The sequence below is a fragment of the Methylobacterium sp. NPDC080182 genome (assembly GCF_050281105.1).
Classification (GTDB): Bacteria; Pseudomonadota; Alphaproteobacteria; order Rhizobiales; family Beijerinckiaceae; genus Methylobacterium.
This window is the reverse complement of record NZ_JBNNWO010000003.1, coordinates 63484-80208: the sequence shown is the minus strand read 5'-3', so window position 1 is coordinate 80208 and position 16725 is coordinate 63484. Positions and strand designations below refer to the sequence as shown.

Here is a 16725-nt window from a genome sequence, read left to right as displayed (position 1 = left end):
CGCCGGTTGAAGCGCGCCGCCGCCTCAGGCTTGTTCCGCATTCGTTCGCAAGCGGAGGGCCACCAGAATGGGGCGCCTGGGGGATGCGGGGCCCGGTCGGGTGTACGTCGACTGCGCGACCTGCAAGCGCTCGGGCCGCTACACCGTCGCCAGCCTTATCGACCGCTATGGGGCCGACATCTCGACGCTCGACCTGCTCCGGCACCTGACGGCCTCGTGCCGCTACCAGCGCGCGCCCGGGGCGCCGCCCGCGCGGAAGTACGAGCACCTCTGCCTCGCCGCGATCACGCTGCCGCCGGCGCTCAAGCAAATCCCGCCGGTGCCGCCGGGCGTGCCCTACACGGTCGAGATTTGGCGCGAGACCGGCGGCAACGTCGAACTGCACCTCGCGACCATCTACCCGCTGTCGATGGCCAAGGCGGCGTTCGATGCCGCATGCCTGGAATGGCCGACGCACGAGATCACCCTGCGAGATCGAGCGCGGATCATCGAGAGGCGGGAGCGGCCGCCGCGGCGCGCCACCGGGTGACGTTCCGGCGCAGCTCGGTGATCGACCATCGACCAGCGATGGTCGTGGATACCGATCCTCTGCCGTGGCGTGTCACAACGGATCAAACGCAGCCATAATCGGGCGGAACGCAGAGACCAGATCGCCGTCCAGACGGCCGATCATTGACCGCAGGATGCCGTGGGCTTGCCTACTGGACATTTTTGGCCGGTAAGGGCGACGCTCGATCAGCGCGGCGTAGATGTCGCAGATCGTCACAAGTCGAACCAAATCGGGGATATCGGGCGCCCGCAGGCCGTCCGGGTAGCCTGAGCCGTCCAGCATCTCGTGGTGCGAGCGCACAACCTGCAGCACTTCCCGCGAGAAGCCGCCGTGCTCCAGCATGTCGTAGCCCAGCGCCGCGTGCGTGCGCATGACCGCCATCTCGTCGTCGGTCAACCGTCCCGGCTTGTTGAGGATCGACAGCGGGATCTTCGTCTTCCCGACGTCGTGTAGCAGCGCGGCCTCGGTCAGGCGGTAGCCGTCGAAGTTGCCGAAGCCCAGCTTGGTCGCGAAGGCGGCCGCGAGGCCGGTCACCAGCAGGCAGTGCTGATGCGTGGCTTCATCGAAGCGTTGCACGGCGCGGATCCAGTTGCGAATGCCAGCCTGCTGCACAGCGCGGCTGATGAGTGTGGTCCCGGCCCTGGCAAAGTCAGGCGTGATCGCTTGGCCTGAGAAGAACGTCTGGATGAAGAATTGTCGCGCCTCCCCCGCCAGCTTGGCCGCGATTGCGCACCCGCCCTGATCCGAAAGTTGGTCGATCCTCTCCTGCACGATCGTCACCGCAGTCGTCGCCGGGAGGATCTCGCTCGCGCCCATCAGCCGCGCCTGCGCCTCAGTCCGTGCGAAATTGCCGTGGGCAAGAGCCAGGAAAGGCGCGCCGACGGCGCTCATCGGCTCGAGTAACCGCTTGAGACGGACGATCGCGTCCGAGGTGAGCTGCGCCACGTCGCTGATGATCAAATCCGGCGTGGCGATGGGATCGGTCGCGGCGTACAGGTCGTGGACAAGGCAGTGCTCATCCAGGCCGAGCGTGCGCACCAAACGCTCGGTCCGGGGTAAATCGTCAGAGATAAACAGCAGGATGCTCAAGTCGTCCTCAGTGATTTATCGCAGCTGGTCTGCTCATCAGTCTAGGAATGCAGGCGCGATCGGGTGCCTAGCGAACGCTGCTGCGTCGCCTCGACACACCTCTGCACCGAGGAGCCGAGCTCCTCGGCCGCGACCGTGCTGACGTTGGTAGCAGTGTCCTGGGCGGTGGTAGTCATCTGATGGGCAGTGGCCTCAAGCTTATTGCCCGAGGACGAGACCAAGCCGACGCCGCCGCCGACGACGCGCTCGTAGCTGACGGCAAGTTACGTAATGTGCATGACCGTGCCCCCGGGAAATCGGCGGGCGCTCGCTTAGAGTTTTAGCCGTCAAAAAATACCTAACACGAGCTTAGAATTTTTTCGGATCTATCGGATTTTATCATCTATATCTATAAGTTGCCACCATCGGCACGTGGCAACACCACAAGTGATGCCTGCCTGAAAAATGCTGTCGGTCCCCGTTCGAATTTCTCGGGGAGCGAATGGGCCTTGCCGTCTCGATGTCAGGGGCGAAACTATGGATAAGCGAGAGGCGCAGTTGCGCAGCGTCAACGGGTGACATTCGGGCGTGTCTCGCTAACCGCGAGGTTGTCGGCTTCCAGACGCGTTAGCGCGCGGGCGGCGTGAGTCCCGCGCTCCGGACCGGGCAGCCCGGCGCGCTCAGCAATTTCTCGGCGGCGGTGGACGACTCGGGCGTCAGCGCAGCCAGCACGCGCGGAGATCCTAGCGAGGCCGGGCGCCTCGAGGCGATGGGGCCTTCGGCATGGCGCCGGGCTAGCGTGAGTCGCCATCCTCGACGAGACCTCGGCTCGCGGCGAGGCGCCACAGGTCTGCGTCCGAGAAGATCAGGTCGCCGATCTGCCAGCGCTCGAGCTCCTCGCCGATCGGCACGACGGGGACCTTCGCGGCCACCAGCGCGTCGACCGCCTCCATGATCGGATCGGCCTCCCGCCAGCGAACCGGGTGGTGGCCATCGCTCATGTCGAGGCATCTCCGCCCTTCTGCCGCGCGAGGCGGTTCAGCAGGTCTACGAGATCGTCGGCCTTCTCTATGTCGAGGCCGGTCTGCCGCACGCCGTTGACCTGGGCCGGCTCGTCCGTGCTGACGGCGTAGACCGTCCAACCCTCATCGTCCGGACGCATGTCATAGGTCTCAGGCTCGGCGTTGCTGTTGGCCGGGCCCGGCATCGCCTACGCCTTTACCGGATGGGCCAACAGGATCGCGGTCCGGACCATGTTCCGCTTCCAGGCCGGCTTGTCTGTGGTCAGCGCCTCGGCCGCGCGCGTGTTGGTGCGGATGGTCTCGACGAGGTCGAGGGTCCAGCCCTTCGCGAGTGGGTAGGCCTCGGTCGCCAGATCCGCAAGCACCGCGTCGACCGCGGCGTCGATCTCCTGGTCGGTGACCTCAGCGGCCTTCCGCAGTTCCGAAACGGTAGGGGGTTCCTTGGCCATTCGGGACTGTGCCGGCTTTTGTGCAGCGGAAAAACACCTTCTGTTCCGGTGTGTCCGTTATGTCCCGATGCCGAAGATGCTGTTTTCCTTGGGAAATTTGGCTGGGGCGCCAGGATTCGAACCTGGGAATGGCGGTACCAAAAACCGCTGCCTTACCACTTGGCGACGCCCCAAGGTGAGCGGAGGCTGTCTAGCCGCCGCGCCCGCCCCTGGCAAGCGGCGGATCGCGGCCTCCCGGCCCCCGCAAGCCGTCGCTCAGCGGCGCTCGGGCGTGCCGTCGATCCGGCGGGGCAGGCCCAGCGGGTTGGCGGCCTGGAGCGCCGCCGGCAGCAGGGCGTCGGGGACGTCCTGGTAGCTCACCGGCCGCAGGAACCGGTCGATCGCGAGGCTGCCCACCGAGGTCGTGCGCCCGTCCGAGGTTGCCGGGTAAGGCCCACCATGCACCATGGCGTGCGCCACCTCGACGCCGGTCCCGAACCCGTCCACCAGGATCCGGCCGACGCGGCGCTCCAGGAGCGGCAGCAGGTCCCGGGCGGCCGCGTGATCCTCCGGCGCGAGGTGCAGCGAGGCCGTGAGCTGACCCTCCAGACGCTCCAGGACCGCCCGCATCGCGGCGAAGTCCGCGCAGCGCACCACGAGCCCCGAGGCGCCGAACATCTCCTCCTGCAGCTCGGGATCCGCCAGGAACACGTCCGAGTCCGCGGCGAACAGGGTCGCCCGGCCCTGGGTCGCCCCGCCCTCCGTGCCCTCGGCGATGCGGGTGACGGCGGCGTGGCCGGCCACCCGCGCCACGGCCTCGCGGTACGCGCGCTGGATGCCGGGCGTCAGCATGGTCGCGGCCGGGCTCTCGCGCAGGGCCGCGCCGGCCGCCTCGAGGAAGGCGTCGAGACCCGGACCCGGCAGCGCCAGGATCAGGCCGGGATTGGTGCAGAACTGCCCGGCGCCGAGCGTCAGCGAGGCCGCGAATGCCTTGCCGATCGCGGCACCCCGCGCGGCGAGCGCGCCGGGGAACAGCAGCACCGGGTTGATGCTGCTCATCTCGGCGTAGACCGGGATCGGCGACGGGCGCCCGGCCGCGATCGCCATCAGGGCGGTGCCGCCCCGGCGCGAGCCCGTGAAGCCGACGGCGGCGATCCGGGGATCGGCCACCAGCCCCTCCCCGATCGACTGGCCGGCATCGAACAGCAGCGAGAAGGTCCCCTCCGGCAGGCCGCAGGAGGCCACCGCCTTCTGGACGGCGCGGCCGACGAGCTCCGAGGTGCCGGGATGGGCGGGATGGGCCTTGACCACCACCGGGCAGCCCGCCGCCAGGGCCGAGGCGGTGTCGCCGCCCGCCACCGAGAAGGCCAGCGGGAAGTTCGACGCGCCGAACACCGCCACCGGGCCGACGGCGATCCGGCGCAGGCGCAGGTCCGGGCGGGGCAGCGGCTTGCGGTCCGGAAGGGCCGGGTCGATCCGCGCCTCGACGTAGCTGCCCTCGCGGACGACGCCGGCGAACAGGCGCAGCTGGCCGACCGTCCGGGCGCGCTCGCCCTCGATCCGCGGCCGGGGCAGCCCCGTCTCGGCCATGCAGCGAGTGACGAGGTCGTCCCCGATCTCCAGGATGTTCGCGGCGATCGCTTCCAGGAAGCCGGCCCGCGCCTCCGGGTCGGTCTCGCGGAAGGTGTCGAAGGCGGCCTCGGCGAGCGCGCAGGCCCGGTCGAGGTCGCTCCGGCTCGCGCCCGGGAAGTCCGGCTCCAGGGTCTGTCCGGTGGCCGCTTCGACGGCCCGGAAGGCCGCCTCGGTGCCGCGCCGCGCCTCGGCGCCGATCAGGTTCTCGCCGCGCAGGGTCATGAGCTGCTCCTCTCGGTGGGGGTGCGGGCGGGCCGCACCGGGACGGCGCGCGCGGGCGGTCAGCCCCGCTGCGCCGCCAGGGCCTTCTCGCGGATGGCCGCGAGGGTCATGGTCGGGGTCAGCGCCTCGGGATCGACGAGGCAGTGGATCATCGCCGGCAGCCCGGAGGCGAGGCCGCGCTCGAAGGCGGGGGCGAACTCCTCGGTGCGCTCCACCCGTTCGCCGTGGCCGCCGAAGGCGCGGGCCAGCGCCGCGAAGTCGGGGTTGCGCAGCTCGGTCGCCGAGACGCGGCCGGGATACTCGCGCTCCTGGTGCATCCGGATCGTGCCGTACATGCCGTTGTCGAGCACCACCACCACGACGGCGATCCCGTACTGAACCGCGGTCGCGAATTCCTGCACGGTCATCATCACGTCGCCGTCGCCGGCCAGCGCCACGACGATCCGCTCCGGGCGGCTGCGCTTCGCCATCACGGCGGCGGGCAGGCCGTAACCCATGGAGCCGGAGGTCGGCGCGAGCTGCGTGCCGAAGGCGCGGAACCGGTAATAGCGGTGGACCCAGGTGGCGAAGTTGCCGGCGCCGTTGCAGATCACCGCGTCCGGCGGCAGCCGCTCGCGCAGCCACGCGATCGCCGCGCCGTACTGGAACGCGCCGGGCTTCGGCTCCGGCGTCTCGGACCACGCGCAGTAGGCGGCATGGGCCTCGGCGGCGCGGCCGGTGCCGGTGGCCTCGAACTCCGGCAGGACCGCGCAGAAGGTCTCGGGCGCCGCCTCGATCGCCAGTGCCGGCTGGTAGACCCGCCCGAGCTCCGCCGCGTCGGCGTGGACGTGGACCAGCGGCAGGCCGGGATCGGGAATGCCGAGCAGGCCGTAGGACTGCGCCGGCATCTCGGAGAGGCGCCCGCCCACCATCAGCAGCAGGTCGGCCTCCCGGATCCGGGCGAGCAGCGCCGGGTTCGGCCCGATCCCGAGCTCGCCCGCGAAGTTCGGGTGGTCGGCGGGGAAGAGATGCGCCCGCCGGAACGAGACCGCCACCGGCAGGTCGTGGCGCTCGGCCCAGGCGGCCAGGGCGGCGACGGCGCCTTCCGTCCAGCGGGAGCCGCCGAGCAGCACCACCGGCCGCCGCGCCTCCGCCAGCATGGCCCGCAGGCGCGCGAGATCGTCCCCCGACGGGGCCGGCGCGGCCGGGACGACGCGCGGCGCGTCGGCGACGGCGGCCTCGTCGTCGAGCATGTCCTCCGGCAGCGCGACCACGACGGGGCCCGGGCGGCCCTGCATCGCGACCCGGAAGGCACGGGCGAGGATCTCCGGGATCCGCGCCGCGTCGTCGATCTCCACCGCCCACTTGGCGACGCCGCCGAACATCTGGCGGTAGTCGACCTCCTGGAAGGCCTCGCGGTCCCGCATCCGCCGGGCGATCTGGCCGACGAACAGGATCATCGGCGTCGAATCCTGGCGGGCGATGTGCACGCCGGCGGAGGCGTTGGTGGCGCCGGGACCCCGGGTCACGAAGCAGATGCCAGGGCGGCCCGTGAGCTTGCCGGCGGCCTCGGCCATGATCGCTGCGCCGCCCTCCTGGCGGCAGACCAGCACGTCGATGCCGCTGTCGCGCAGGGCGTCGAGCACCGCGAGGTAGCTCTCCCCGGGGACGCAGGTCACGCGCTCGACGCCCTGCGCGCGGAGCTGGTCGACGAGCACCTGCGCGCCGGTGCGTGGGGGCAATCCGCTCAAGCCGTTCCTCCCTGGCGCTCGGGCCGCGTCCGGGGCATGGCGCCGGGATCGGCCGTGGATCCGCCCGCCGCTGGGATGCGTCTGATATCCCAGTCTCAGGATAGGGGCGGGTTCGGGGCGGTCAACCTGTCAGACCAGGGGGCGCCGGTCGAGGGCCCGGCGGGTCATCCGGTCGAGAAAGTCGAACAGCGTCCCGATCCCGGCAAGGGCCGCCTCCGCGTCGCGCGCCGCGATGCCCGACACGATCGCCGCGTGGATCGCCGCGCAGTCCGGGAAGCTCGCGGTCGGCTCGTAGGTGTACCAGAACCGTCGCGACTGCGCGTGCAGCGCCGCCATGGTGCCGGCGAGCGTCGGGTTGTAGGCGGCGCCGACCAGCCCCTCGTGCAGGGCGCGCTTGTGCCGGAAATACGCTTCCCGGTCGCGGGCCTCCGCGGTGCGGCGCAGCCCGCCGACGCGGTCCAGCAGCCGCGCCATGTCGTCCTCGGTGCCCCGCGCGATGGCGCAGCGGGCCACGGTCTCGTCAAGGGGCCGCCGCACCTCCAGCAGCTCGAGGTGCCTGATGATGTCGACCTGGGTGACGAGGACGCCGCGGCGCGGGTGGACCTCCACGAACCCGATCGTCTTCAGCCGTGCCAGGGCCTCGCGGACCGGGGTCCGGCCGAGGCCCAGCTCCGCGCCGAGTTCGCCTTCGGAGACCATCGCGCCCGGCGCGAGGCGGCGGCTGATGATCATCTGCTCGATGGCGTCGTAGGCGGTCTCGGCGAGCGAGCGCGGCCTGCGCGCCTCCGCCGCCGGGGCGCTGCCGCCCGCAAAGTCCAATTCGGCCAAGGGCTTCCCCGTCGATCTCCGCCCGTGTCTGTCGCGACCCGCGCCGGTTGACAATGGCGCGGCGCCCCGTGTTACTCAAGAGCTGGGATATCAGTCCGCGCCCAGCGCGGGCGGGAGCCAAGGCCGGCGCAAGCGACGCGTGATTGTCACCGTCCGCGGGTGCCGAGACCGAGGCCCGGGGAGGAGAAGCGGATGTCCGGGTTGTCCCCTGAGACGCGCGCCAAGCTGAAGACCGTCAGCACGGCCACGCTGATGACCGCCCTCTACAAGCGCGGCTTCCGCAACCAGATGATCCAGGGCGTGCTGCCCCTGAAGGCCGGCCGCCCGACGATGGTCGGCGAGGCCTACACCCTGCGCTACATCCCGGCCCGGGAGGATCTGAACCCGATCACGGTGTTCCGCGACCGCGCGCACCCGCAGCGCAAGGCCGTGGAGGAGTGCCCGCCCGGCGCCGTGATGGTGATCGACAGCCGGAAGGACGCCCGGGCCGCCTCCGCGGGCTCGATCCTGGCGACCCGGCTGATGGTGCGCGGCTGCGCCGGGCTCGTCACCGACGGCGGCTTCCGCGATGCCGACGAGATCGCCCGGCTGGAGATGCCGAGCTACCACGCGCGCCCGTCGGCGCCGACGAACCTCACGGTCCACCAGGCGATCGACATCAACGTGCCGATCGGCTGCGGCGACGCGCCCGTCTTCCCCGGCGACGTGATCGTCGGCGACAGCGACGGGGTGGCGGTGATCCCGGCCCACCTCGCTGACGCGGTCGCCGACGAGGCCGTGGAGATGACCGCCTACGAGGATTTCGTCACCGAGGAGGTACGCAAGGGCCGCACAATCCTCGGCCTCTACCCTGCCACCGACGAGCAGAGCCTCGCCGATTTCGCCGCCTGGCGGACGCGGACCGGCCGCTGAGCGTGCCGCACCGGCCCGCTCCGGCCCGGCCCGCGATCGGCAAAGGGCCGGGACGCGTCGGATTCGGCTCGGGGGGACGCCATGGCGGCGGGGTTGCGCGGGGGCGATGCGGCGCCGGAGATCGAGCGGCGGACGGTCGCCAAGGTGTCGCGGCGTCTGCTGCCGCTGATCGTCCTGATCTACTTCGTCGCCTACATGGACCGGACCAACGTGGGCTTCGCGGCGTTCGGGCTGAGCCGGGAGTTCGGGTTCTCCGCCACGGTCTACGGCTGGGCGGCCGGCATCTTCTTCCTCGGCTACGTCATCTTCGAAGTGCCGAGCAACGTCCTCCTGGAGCGCGCCGGTGCGCGGCTCTGGATCGCCCGGATCATGGTCACCTGGGGGCTGGTGGCGGGCAGCATGGCGCTCATCACCGGCCCGGCGAGCTTCCTCGCCCTGCGCTTCCTGCTGGGCGTGGCCGAGGCCGGCTTCTTCCCCGGCGTGATCCTCTACTTCACTTACTGGTTCCCGAAGCGGTACCGGGCGCGCGTGGTCGCCGCGCTGTTCCTCGCGGTCCCGGGCTCGAACGCCCTCACGGCGGTGATCTCGGGGGCGCTGCTCCAGCTCGACGGGGCGCTCGGCCTGCACGGCTGGCAGTGGCTGTTCCTCCTCGAGGCGGCGCCCTCGATCTTGCTGGCCTTCGCGGTCCTGGCGCTGATGACCGACCGGCCCGAACAGGCCGCGTGGCTCACGTCCGAGGAGCGGTTGTGGCTCGGGACCGCGATCGCGGCGGAGCGGGACGGCACGGTCCGGGCCCACGGGCCCTTCACTCTGGGGCAGGTCCTGACCGACCGGCGCGTGCTCGCGCTGGGCGCGATGTACTTCAGCATCGGTACCGCCACCTACGGCATCACCTTCTTCCTGCCGCCGATCCTGAAGAGCCTGCACCTCACCGACTGGGAGACGGGGGTCGCGACGGCGGTGCCCTACGGCGTCGGGACCCTGGGCATGATCGCCTGGAGCTGGTCGTCGGACCGGCGCGACGAGCGCCGCTGGCACTTCGCGATCGCCGCGCTGGTCGCCGCCCTCGGCCTCGTCGTCTCCGGCCCCATGCTCGGCAGCCTCTGGGCGCTCGCGGCGATGTCGGTGGCCACGATCGGGCTCTATGGGAGCAAGCCCGCCTTCTGGGCGATGCCGGGGGAGTTCCTGGCCGGGCCCGCGGCCGCCGGGGGGATCGCGCTGATCAACGCGATCGGCAATCTCGGCGGCTTCGTCGGCCCCTACGTCCTGGGCTGGCTGAAGGATTACACCGGGACCTACGAGGCCGGCCTCTATTTCCTGGCGGCTTGCGCGCTCGCCGCCGCGGCGATCACGCTCGTCGCGGGCCGCCCGGCCGGGTCGAACGCGTGAGACCGGAGACAGAGCGATGACCGCGCGCAAGAAGACCCTGGAGGATCTGCGCAGCCAGCGCTGGTTCGGCGCCACCGACCTGCGCAGCTTCGGCCACCGCTCCCGCATGCTGCAGATGGGCTACGAGCGGGCGGATTTCACAGGCAAGCCGATCGTCGGCATCATCAACACCTGGAGCGACATCAACCCCTGCCACCAGCATTTCCGCGAGCGCGTCGAGCACGTGAAGCGCGGCGTCTGGCAGGCGGGCGGCTTCCCGATCGAGCTGCCGGCGCTGTCGCTGTCGGAGAACTTCGTCAAGCCGACCACGATGCTCTACCGCAACCTCCTGGCCATGGAGGTGGAAGAACTGCTGCGCCAGCACCCCGTGGACGGCGCGGTGCTGATGGGCGGCTGCGACAAGACCACACCCGGCACGGTGATGGGCGGGATCTCCATGAACCTGCCGATGGTGTTCCTGCCGGCGGGACCGATGATGCGCGGCCATTTCGGCGGGACGATCCTGGGCTCGGGCTCGGATGTCTGGAAGTACTGGGCCGAGAAGGAGGCCGGGAACATCACCGCGCAGGAATGGAACGACATGGAGGCGGGCATCGCCCGCTCCGCCGGAACCTGCATGACCATGGGCACGGCCTCGACCATGACGGCGATCACCGAGGCCCTGGGTTTATCGCTGCCCGGTTCGGCCTCGATCCCGGCGGCCGACGCCGACCATCCGCGCATGGCCGGCGCCTGCGGCCGGCGGATCGTCGAGATGATCTGGGAGGACCTGAAGCCGTCCGACATCCTCGACCGCCGCTCGGTCGACAACGCGCTGGTGGTCCACAACGCGCTCGCCGGCTCCACCAACGCGATGATCCACCTCGTGGCCATGGCCGGTCGGGCCGGTATCCCGGTCAAGCTCACCGAGTTCGACGAGTTCGCCCAGAAGGTGCCGGTCATCGCCAACCTCCGGCCCTCGGGTCAGTGGCTCATGGAGGATTTCCACATCGCGGGCGGCATCCGCGCCCTGATGGCGCGCCTTTCCCCCCTCCTCCACCTCGACGCCCGCTCGGTCACCGGCGGCACGATCGGCGACGGGCTGGCCGGCATGCGGGTGTTCAACGACGACGTGATCCGGCCGCTCGACCTACCGATCGTGGCCATGGGCGGGACCGCGATCCTGTACGGCAACCTCGCTCCCGACGGCTGCGTGATCAAGCCGCCGGCCGCCGACCCGCGGCTGCTGCAGCACACCGGTCCCGCGCTGGTCTTCGACAGCTACGACGCGATGAGCGCGGCGGTGAACGACCTCGACCTCGACGTCACGCCCGACCACGTGATGATCCTGCGCAATGCCGGCCCGATCGGCGGCCCCGGCATGCCGGAATGGGGCATGCTGCCGATCCCCAAGGTGCTGCTCCGGCAGGGCGTGCGCGACATGGTCCGCATCTCGGACGCGCGGATGAGCGGCACGAGCTACGGCGCCTGCATCCTGCACGTGGCGCCGGAATCGGCCGCGGGCGGTCCGCTCGCGGCCGTGCGCGACGGCGACCTCATCACCGTGGACGTGCCCGGGCGCCGGATCCACCTGCACCTCGACGACGCCGAGATCGCGGCGCGGGTGAAGGCGTTCCGGCCGCCGGACCGGTCTTATCCGCGGGGCTACAACCGGCTGTTCGCCCAGCACGTGCGGCAGGCCAACGAGGGCTGCGATTTCGACTTTCTGGAGGGCGCCGGGGGGATCCCGGAACCCGAGATCCACTGACCGGCCCGAGCCGTCGGCAACAGGCGGCGGGCCCAACCACAGGGAGGTAACATGGTGACGATCGCGCGCAGAGGCCTGCTCGCCGGAGCGGCCCTGCTCGGCGCCGCGCGGGCGGCCGGGGCCGGCTGGGAGCCGTCGCAGCGGGTGCCGGACCCGGCCGTCGAGATCCTCGACCCGGCCTTCGCCAAGTACCGGCTCGCCTCGGCGACGGTGGAGCGGGTCGCCACCGGCTTCCGCTGGGCCGAGGGGCCGGTCTGGTTCGGCGACATGGGATCGCTGCTGTTCAGCGACGTGGTCAACGACCGGATCATGAAGTGGGAGGAGGCGTCCGGCACGGTCTCGGTGTTCCGCAAGCCGTCGAACTACGCCAACGGCAACACCCGCGACCGGCAGGGCCGTCTGATCACCTGCCAGCACAGGACCCGCAGCGTCACCCGGACCGAGCACGACGGAAGCCTCACCACGCTGATGGACCGGTTCGACGGCAAGCCGCTGAACTCGCCGAACGACGTGGTCTGCCATTCCGACGGCGCGGTCTGGTTCACAGACCCGGCCTTCGGGCCGAATCCGCACGAGTCGATGGCCGCGCCGGAGCTTCCCGGCAACGTCTACCGGATCGATCCGAGGACGGGACAGGCCAGCGTCGCGGTCGAGGGCGTGGCGGGTCCGAACGGGCTCTGCTTCTCGCCGGACGAGTCCAAGCTCTACCTCATCGAGGCGCGGGCGAAGCCGAACCGCCTGATCCGTGTCTACGACGTGGTCGAGAACGGCACCAGGACCGCCAACGGCCGCGTCTTCTACGATGCTGGGACCGGCACGCCGGACGGCTTTAAGGTCGACGTCGACGGCAATCTCTGGTGCGGCTGGGGGATGAGCGAGGCCGAGGACGGGGTCATCGTGCTCTCGCCTCAGGCCAAGCTGATCGGCCGGATCCGCTTGCCGGAGCGCTGCGCCAACCTGTGCTTCGGCGGACTCAACCGCAACCTGCTGCTGATGACGTCCACGCACTCGGTCTATTCACTGTACGTGAACACGCGGGGTGCGGGGACCTGCTGAGCTTGGATGGGCGGCTCGCGCCGCCCCGCCGTCCTTGCGAGAGGAGCGAAGCAATTCAGGGGCGTCACGCCGACCGATGTCGCGATGCCCTGGGTCGCTTCGCTGCGCTCGCGATGACGGTGGTGCCCCGCCCCTACTCCGCCGCCTGCGGCATGTACCGCGCCGGATCGTAGTTCAGGATCGGGCCGAGCCAGCGCTCGACGTCGCGGACATCCATCCCCTTGCGGGCGGCGTAATCCTCGACCTGATCCCGCTCCACCTTGGCGACGCCGAAATAGTGCGCCTCCGGGTGGGCGATGTAGATCCCCGACACCGACGAGCCCGGCCACATCGCGTAGGATTCGGTGAGCTTCACGCCGATCCGGCTCTCGGCCTTCAGCAGGTCAAACAGGGTGGTCTTCTCGGTGTGGTCGGGCTGGGCCGGGTACCCCGGGGCCGGGCGGATGCCGTCGTATTTCTCCAGCACCAGCTCCTCGGGCCCGTAGGCCTCGTCGGACGCGTAGCCCCAGAACTCCTTGCGCACCCGCTCGTGCATCCGCTCGGCGAAGGCCTCGGCGATGCGGTCGGCGAGCGCCTTCACGAGGATCGCCCGGTAATCGTCGTTGGCCCGCTCGAACCGCTCGGCGATCCGCACCTCCTCCAGGCCGGCCGTGACCACGAAGCCGCCGACATAATCGGCGATGCCGGTCTCGGCCGGCGCCACGAAGTCCGACAGGCAGGTGTTCGACCGGCCGTCGCGCTTCGAGAGCTGCTGGCGCAGGCCGTGGAAGGTGGCGAGCCGCTCCGACCGGCTCTCGCCGGTGTAGAGCGCGATGTCGTCGCCGACGCTGTTGGCCGGCCAGAAGCCGATCACCGCCTTCGGGTTGAACCAGCGCTCCTCGACGATCTGCTTCAGCATCGCCTGCGCATCCTCGAAGAGGGCGCGGGCGGCCGGGCCCTGCTCGGGATCGTCCAGGAGCGCCGGGAAGCGGCCCTTGAACTCGTAGGTCTGCAGGAACGGCGTCCAGTCGATGTAGGGCACGAGGTCGGCGACCTCGTAGGAGCCGTAGACCCTCGTGCCGGTGAAGGAGGGCTTCGCCGGCTTGTAGCCCGACCAGTCGATCTTGAACGCGTTGGTCCGCGCCTTGGCGAGCGGCAGCCGTTGCTTGTCGGCCTCCGAGCGCCTGTGGGCGTCGGCGACCTTGGCGTACTCGGCCCGGACCTTCTCGATCGTCGGCCCACGGGTCTCCTTCGAGATCAGGCTCGACACCACGCCGACCGCGCGGCTCGCGTCGGTGACGTAGACCGCCTGACCCTTGGCGTAGGCCGGGTGGATCTTCACCGCCGTGTGGACGCGGCTGGTGGTGGCGCCGCCGATCAGCAGCGGCACGTCGAGCCCCTCGCGCTCCATCTCGCCGGCCACGTGGACCATCTCGTCGAGCGACGGGGTGATCAGGCCCGACAGGCCGACGATGTCGACTTTCTCGGTCTTGGCGGTCTCCAGGATCTTGGCGGCCGGCACCATCACGCCGAGATCGATGATCTCGTAGTTGTTGCAGGCCAGCACGACGCCGACGATGTTCTTGCCGATATCGTGGACGTCGCCCTTCACGGTCGCCATCAGCACCTTGCCGGCGGCCTGGCGCTTGCCGTCGCCGCCGTTGGCGCGCTTCTCCTCCTCCATGAACGGCTCGAGATAGGCGACCGCCTGCTTCATCACGCGGGCTGACTTCACCACCTGCGGCAGGAACATCTTGCCGGAGCCGAACAGGTCGCCGACCACGTTCATGCCGGCCATCAGCGGGCCCTCGATGACGTGGAGCGGGCGCTCGGCTGAGGCCCGCGCCTCCTCGGTGTCGGCCACGATGTACTCGGTGATGCCGTTGACCAGCGCGTGCTCGATGCGCTTCTCGACCGGAGCCTCGCGCCAGGTCAGGTCGGCGGTCTTGGTCTGGGCCGATGCGCCGGTCTTGAAGCGCTCGGCGGCCTCCAGCAGGCGCTCGGTGGAATCCTCGCGGCGGTTGAGGACGACGTCCTCGCACAGCTCGCGCAGCTCCGCCGGGATCTCGTCGTAGACGGCGAGCTGGCCGGCATTGACGATGCCCATGTCCATGCCGGCCTTGATGCAGTGGAACAGGAACACCGCGTGCATGGCCTCGCGCACCGGCTCGTTGCCGCGGAAGGCGAAGCTGAGGTTCGAGACGCCGCCCGAGATGTGGGCGTGCGGCAGGGTCTCGCGGATCGTGCGGGTCGCCTCGATGAAGGCCACGCCGTACGGGTTGTGCTCCTCGATGCCCGTGGCGACCGCGAAGATGTTCGGATCGAAGATGATGTCCTCGGGCGGGAAGCCGACCTGCTCGGTCAGGATCCGGTAGGCCTTGGTGCAGATCTCGACCTTGCGTTCGTAGGAATCCGCCTGCCCCTGCTCGTCGAAGGCCATCACCACCACGGCGGCCCCGTAGGAGCGGCAGATCTTGGCGGCTTCGATGAACTTCTCCTCGCCCTCCTTCATGGAGATCGAGTTCACGATCGGCTTGCCCTGGATGCACTTGAGGCCGGCCTCGATCACCTCGAACTTCGAGGAATCGACCATCACGGGCACCCGGGCGATGTCGGGCTCGGCGGCGACGAGGTTCAGGAACTCGACCATCGCCTTCTGGGAGTCGAGCAGGCCCTCGTCCATGTTGACGTCGATCACCTGGGCACCGGCCGCCACCTGATCGCGGGCGACGTCCAGCGCCGCCGCGTAGTCGCCGTTGGTGATGAGCTTGCGGAACTTGGCCGAGCCGGTGACGTTCGTGCGCTCGCCCACGTTCACGAACGGGATTTCCGGCGTGAGCACGAAGGGCTCGAGGCCCGACAGACGCATCAGGCGCGGCACCTCGGGGATCGGCCGCGGCGCCTTGCCGGCGACGGCCTCCGCAATGGCGCGGATGTGGTCCGGCGTGGTGCCGCAGCAGCCGCCGACCATGTTGACGAGGCCGGATTCGGCGAACTCGCCGACCAGCTTGCCCATCGCCTCCGGGCTCTCGTCGTAGAGGCCGAACTCGTTCGGCAGGCCGGCATTCGGGTAGGCGCAGACCAGCGTGTCGCAGATCCGCGACAGCTCGGCGATGTGGCCGCGCATCTCGCGGGCGCCGAGCGCGCAGTTGAGGCCGAAGGTCAGCGGCTCGGAATGGCGCAGGGAGTGCCAGAAGGCCGCCGGGGTCTGGCCCGACAGGGTGCGGCCCGAGAGATCCGTGATCGTGCCGGAGATCTGGATCGGCAGGCGGATGCCGGTCTCGTCGAAGACCTGCCACGCCGCCGCGACCGCAGCCTTGGCGTTGAGCGTGTCGAAGATGGTCTCGATCAGGATCAGCTCGGCGCCGCCGTCGATCAGGCCGCGGACCTGCTCCACGTAGGCCTGCTTCACTTGGTCGAAGGTCACGGCCCGGAAGCCCGGGTTGTTCACGTCCGGCGAGATCGACAGGGTGCGGTTCGTCGGGCCGATGGCGCCGGCCACGAAGCGGCGGCGGCCGTCCTTCTGCTCGGCGAGCTTGGCCGCCTCGCGGGCGAGCCGCGCGCCCTCGGCGTTCAGCTCGTGGATGATCGACTCCATGCCGTAATCGGCCTGGGCGATGGTGGTGCCGGAGAAGGTGTTGGTCTCGCAGACGTCGGCGCCGGCCAGGAAGTAGTCGAGGTGGATCTGCCGGATCGCGTCGGGCTGGGTCAGGATCAGGAGGTCGTTGTTGCCCTTCTGATCGTGCCCGTGATCCCTGAACCGGTCGCCGCGAAAGTCCTCTTCCGAGAACTTCAGGCGCTGGATGACGGTGCCCATCGCCCCGTCGAGGACGAGGATCTTCTCCGCGGCGCGCTGGCGCAGGGCCTTCGCGATCTCGGTGCCGTCGACGGGGGCAAAATCGGTCATCGTGCGTCCTGTCAGATCACCTCGTCCTGAGGTGCCGGAGCGAAGCGGAGGCCTTGGAGGCCTCCAGATATCTCGGTGTTCCCTGGAACCCTCCTTCGGGGCCGCTCACGCGGCCCCTCAGGACGAGGTGGAGGGGGATCTTCGGTCTCTCGTGCGTGCCCTCGCTGCTGTCTCGGACACAAGCCGTCTTTGCGAGCGCAGCGAAGCAATCCAGCCGCGCCACGCTCACGGAGGTCGCGCTGCCCTGGGTCGCTT

The 16725-nt window shown here is 70.2% G+C and carries 13 protein-coding genes and 1 tRNA gene; 5 read left to right on the top strand and 9 right to left on the bottom strand.

All coding sequences use genetic code 11. The features are described 5' to 3' along the window. The first annotated feature begins 67 nt into the window (after nt 1–67). On the top strand, nt 68–529 hold the full coding sequence (locus tag ACQKQD_RS06330) for a hypothetical protein (protein ID WP_427507807.1): 462 nt from the start codon (nt 68–70) through the stop codon (nt 527–529). 72 nt (nt 530–601) lie between these two features. Here the strand turns inward: ACQKQD_RS06330 and ACQKQD_RS06325 are convergent, their stop codons facing one another. The 8 genes from ACQKQD_RS06325 to ACQKQD_RS06290 form a co-directional block, all read right to left on the bottom strand. Further along, nucleotides 602–1639, bottom strand: coding sequence for an HD domain-containing phosphohydrolase (locus tag ACQKQD_RS06325; RefSeq protein WP_427507806.1), 1038 nt, complete (start codon nt 1637–1639; stop codon nt 602–604). Nucleotides 1640–2412: 773 nt separating this feature from the next. Then, a complete protein-coding gene (locus ACQKQD_RS06320; protein WP_427507805.1) occupies nt 2413–2619 on the bottom strand; it encodes a hypothetical protein in 207 nt (68 codons plus the stop codon). Continuing rightward, nucleotides 2616–2780, bottom strand: coding sequence for a hypothetical protein (locus tag ACQKQD_RS06315; protein ID WP_427507804.1), 165 nt, complete (start codon nt 2778–2780; stop codon nt 2616–2618). The genes ACQKQD_RS06320 and ACQKQD_RS06315 overlap by 4 nt, the downstream gene beginning before the upstream one ends. Nucleotides 2781–2828: 48 nt before the next feature. Next, on the bottom strand, nt 2829–3089 hold the full coding sequence (locus tag ACQKQD_RS06310; protein ID WP_427507803.1) for a hypothetical protein: 261 nt from the start codon (nt 3087–3089) through the stop codon (nt 2829–2831). A 98-nt stretch (nt 3090–3187) separates the two neighbouring features. Further along, nucleotides 3188–3262, bottom strand: a tRNA-Gln gene (locus ACQKQD_RS06305). Nucleotides 3263–3344: 82 nt separating this feature from the next. After that, nucleotides 3345–4922, bottom strand: a complete 1578-nt coding sequence (locus tag ACQKQD_RS06300; RefSeq protein WP_427507802.1) for an aldehyde dehydrogenase (NADP(+)) — start codon at nt 4920–4922, stop codon at nt 3345–3347. A 59-nt stretch (nt 4923–4981) separates the two neighbouring features. Then, nucleotides 4982–6652: a thiamine pyrophosphate-binding protein gene (locus ACQKQD_RS06295; protein WP_427507801.1), complete on the bottom strand. Its 1671-nt coding sequence runs from the start codon at nt 6650–6652 to the stop codon at nt 4982–4984. A 129-nt stretch (nt 6653–6781) separates the two neighbouring features. Continuing rightward, the gene (locus tag ACQKQD_RS06290; RefSeq protein WP_427507800.1) at nt 6782–7480 is read right to left on the bottom strand and encodes a GntR family transcriptional regulator; all 699 of its coding nucleotides are present in this window, start codon (nt 7478–7480) and stop codon (nt 6782–6784) included. A gap of 192 nt (nt 7481–7672) precedes the next feature. Between ACQKQD_RS06290 and ACQKQD_RS06285 the strand changes: the two genes are divergently transcribed. From ACQKQD_RS06285 to ACQKQD_RS06270, 4 genes are all read left to right on the top strand, one after another. Then, nucleotides 7673–8392, top strand: a complete 720-nt coding sequence (locus tag ACQKQD_RS06285; protein ID WP_427507799.1) for a ribonuclease activity regulator RraA — start codon at nt 7673–7675, stop codon at nt 8390–8392. Between the two features lie 81 nt (nt 8393–8473). Continuing rightward, nucleotides 8474–9781, top strand: a complete 1308-nt coding sequence (locus ACQKQD_RS06280) for an MFS transporter (RefSeq protein WP_091680368.1) — start codon at nt 8474–8476, stop codon at nt 9779–9781. Nucleotides 9782–9797: 16 nt separating this feature from the next. Then, nucleotides 9798–11528: an L-arabinonate dehydratase gene (araD, locus tag ACQKQD_RS06275; protein ID WP_427507798.1), complete on the top strand. Its 1731-nt coding sequence runs from the start codon at nt 9798–9800 to the stop codon at nt 11526–11528. Between the two features lie 51 nt (nt 11529–11579). Continuing rightward, nucleotides 11580–12584, top strand: coding sequence for an SMP-30/gluconolactonase/LRE family protein (locus ACQKQD_RS06270; protein WP_427507797.1), 1005 nt, complete (start codon nt 11580–11582; stop codon nt 12582–12584). A 133-nt stretch (nt 12585–12717) separates the two neighbouring features. Here the strand turns inward: ACQKQD_RS06270 and metH are convergent, their stop codons facing one another. Beyond that, a complete protein-coding gene (metH, locus tag ACQKQD_RS06265) occupies nt 12718–16470 on the bottom strand; it encodes a methionine synthase (protein WP_427507796.1) in 3753 nt (1250 codons plus the stop codon). Nucleotides 16471–16725: the final 255 nt, after the last annotated feature.

What these genes read in the sequence shown, in the direction of transcription:
- ACQKQD_RS06270 (WP_427507797.1), top strand. Translation starts at nt 11,580, where the DNA reads ATGGTGACGATCGCGCGCAGAGGCCTGCTCGCCGGAGCGGCCCTGCTC.
- ACQKQD_RS06300 (WP_427507802.1), bottom strand. Translation starts at nt 4,922, where the DNA reads ATGACCCTGCGCGGCGAGAACCTGATCGGCGCCGAGGCGCGGCGCGGC.
- ACQKQD_RS06285 (WP_427507799.1), top strand. Translation starts at nt 7,673, where the DNA reads ATGTCCGGGTTGTCCCCTGAGACGCGCGCCAAGCTGAAGACCGTCAGC.
- ACQKQD_RS06310 (WP_427507803.1), bottom strand. Translation starts at nt 3,089, where the DNA reads ATGGCCAAGGAACCCCCTACCGTTTCGGAACTGCGGAAGGCCGCTGAG.
- metH (WP_427507796.1), bottom strand. Translation starts at nt 16,470, where the DNA reads ATGACCGATTTTGCCCCCGTCGACGGCACCGAGATCGCGAAGGCCCTG.
- ACQKQD_RS06330 (WP_427507807.1), top strand. Translation starts at nt 68, where the DNA reads ATGGGGCGCCTGGGGGATGCGGGGCCCGGTCGGGTGTACGTCGACTGC.
- ACQKQD_RS06315 (WP_427507804.1), bottom strand. Translation starts at nt 2,780, where the DNA reads ATGCGTCCGGACGATGAGGGTTGGACGGTCTACGCCGTCAGCACGGAC.
- ACQKQD_RS06320 (WP_427507805.1), bottom strand. Translation starts at nt 2,619, where the DNA reads ATGAGCGATGGCCACCACCCGGTTCGCTGGCGGGAGGCCGATCCGATC.
- ACQKQD_RS06280 (WP_091680368.1), top strand. Translation starts at nt 8,474, where the DNA reads ATGGCGGCGGGGTTGCGCGGGGGCGATGCGGCGCCGGAGATCGAGCGG.
- araD (WP_427507798.1), top strand. Translation starts at nt 9,798, where the DNA reads ATGACCGCGCGCAAGAAGACCCTGGAGGATCTGCGCAGCCAGCGCTGG.